The following is a 2164-nucleotide window of genomic DNA, read 5'->3' as shown; positions in this document are numbered from 1 at the left end:
ATTTTCGGCACCTTCTAATAGCCGAAAATCGTGTACAAAATGACATGTTTAATAAAAATAAGGAGCGAAAAAGAGAATATGCATGTTTGTTTAGACCGTTTAATGATTAAGTTTGAGGATGTGACAGAAAGACAGTTTAGTGATGTTTTGACTAAAATAACAGCTAAACAAATCTTTATATCTAACACTATTATTCATGAACATCATGGAACGTCCATTAGGGATTATCATAGAAATTTACATATAGGACATGGTGAAGGTAAAGTTTTTATAGGTTGGAAACATAATTCGGCTAAAGAGAAAGATAGCTACGATATGAAAGTTGAGTTTAACCCTTCTAAGTTTGAGAATGATGAAATACAGAAGGATGGACATGAGAAAGTATTCAAAGTTGTTTTTGATACGTTAAATGACGTTTTAAAAGCTAATAAACGATTAATTACAGGTTTAGATATCGCTTTTGATATTGAACGTAGCATGAGTGATATTGTGTCTTATAGTAAAACTGGAAGACAACAGGACAGGCATAAAGGAACTATCTATTATGGGAATAGAAATAAAGATGGATATTTGAAGATATATGACAAGAAAAAAGAGTTGCTTGTTAAATTCAATAGATTGGTAGAAAGTGAGTTTCTAACACGCATTGAGTACAGTTGGAGGGACTCTGACGGTGTAGTTGTAGACGGAATGAGGAAGAGTCCGCCGTTTAGTATTGATGAGCTATATTCATTCTCGATTCTTGATTTGAAGAATGTTAAAGGAACGTTAAAAGCTTGTTTGATTTGCTACTCCAATGGAACTATGGACTTAAGAGAGTTTCCTAGAAGGACTAAAGAAAGTATAAAAAAAGCCCTAGAAGAAATGGATCACTTGGCGGTGGACACCATTCTTCAGGACTATTGGTTATCTATATTAGAAAATATTAAGAAGTATATTCGTTTATGATATTAGCGTGTGCTTCTCTGTGTGTCAAGAGGATGTCAAATTGATGTCCTCTTTTTATTTTTCTTAACTTGTTTATATTAATAGCGGATAGAGTCTAACTTTTGTGTAGTATTATTTACAACTTACACCAAAATGATGTTGAATTAGATACAGCATTGATGTTATATTTACTAAGTGAGATATAGGAGAGGTGATTATATGGGTGAGATGGTTCGAGTGAATACTCGTATTAGCAGTAAGATGAATGATTGGTTGGATAATTACAGTAAAGAAACTGGAATTCCTAAAAGCACTTTGATTCATTTGGCTTTAGAACAATACGTAAATCAAAAGGTTATGTTGGAAGAAATGCCTAAAATGCAACAAATGATGAGTACGCTTTTTCAAACAGTGCAGCAACATCAGTTAAGTCAGAAAAACATTTTTTTGAAGTAACGGTTATGTTTCGAAAATGTAGTCTTATTGGTTAGGAGATGCACATCGATAAACTAAATGCGTAGTTGGTGTGGCTGAAGTTTGCCCGCCAGCTACTCATTTAGAATATCCGTGCATGGGTCCCTGGACAATTAGGAAACGGCTTTTGTAATCGTATGAGTTGTAATTCTTATTCATCTTGGTGGAAGTTGTGTTACTGGAAGACGTTGTGATTGCACATGCATTTATTAAGTGTATTCGACGGAGCCGGAAGTAACCGACTTAAGGGAGCGACACGAATGAAGTGAAGTGCAGACAGAAAGGTAGGGTGACGGAGTGGACTCTCAAAGGACACGCAGTCACGTGAACTGATGGCTAACGAAACGGAATGAGTGAGGAAAGCGGACGGTCGGTGAGGTAACGGAGGCGTAGGAGCAGGTTGATAGAAAGTGAGGACAATAATTTGAGACTGACAGAACAACAATTAAACGACTTAAAGAGAATTAGTAAATTGCGTGTAGAATTGTTTGGCGTTCCTGTTGAAGATGTAGCTGATCCAGAGAGTGTTGAATTCTTATTGGATAATGCTATTACTTCTTATTTGGGACAATTAGAAATTTTTAAGGTTACAATCGAGTGTGAACAGTATAATTCAATGTGTGAGTAAATTTTGTAGAAATATAGCGAGGACATTTTCGGCACCTTCTAATAGCCGAAAATCGTGTACAAAATGACATGTTTAATAAAAATAAGGAGCGAAAAAGAGAATATGCATGTTTGTTTAGACCGTTTAATGATTAAG

At 35.3% G+C, this 2164-nt stretch carries 3 protein-coding genes; all 3 read left to right on the top strand.

The genetic code is table 11. The features are described 5' to 3' along the window. Positions 1-78 precede the first annotated feature (78 nt). The 3 genes from MR059_RS21395 to MR059_RS21385 all read left to right on the top strand — a co-directional run bounded on the left by MR059_RS21395 (position 79) and on the right by MR059_RS21385 (position 2029). Entirely contained in the window at positions 79-948 is an 870-nt protein-coding gene (locus MR059_RS21395; protein ID WP_242162029.1) for a hypothetical protein, read from the top strand. 198 nt (positions 949-1146) lie between these two features. After that, complete coding sequence (locus MR059_RS21390; protein WP_242162028.1) at positions 1147-1383, top strand: ribbon-helix-helix domain-containing protein; 237 nt, start codon at positions 1147-1149, stop codon at positions 1381-1383. A gap of 442 nt (positions 1384-1825) precedes the next feature. Further along, on the top strand, positions 1826-2029 hold the full coding sequence (locus tag MR059_RS21385; protein ID WP_242162027.1) for a hypothetical protein: 204 nt from the start codon (positions 1826-1828) through the stop codon (positions 2027-2029). Positions 2030-2164 lie beyond the last annotated feature (135 nt).

It is taken from the genome of Bacillus cereus group sp. BfR-BA-01522 (assembly GCF_022662635.1).
GTDB classification, from domain to species: Bacteria; Bacillota; Bacilli; order Bacillales; family Bacillaceae_G; genus Bacillus_A; species Bacillus_A cytotoxicus.
The sequence above is the reverse complement of the archived record's forward strand: the minus strand, read 5'-3'. Positions and strand labels throughout refer to the sequence as shown.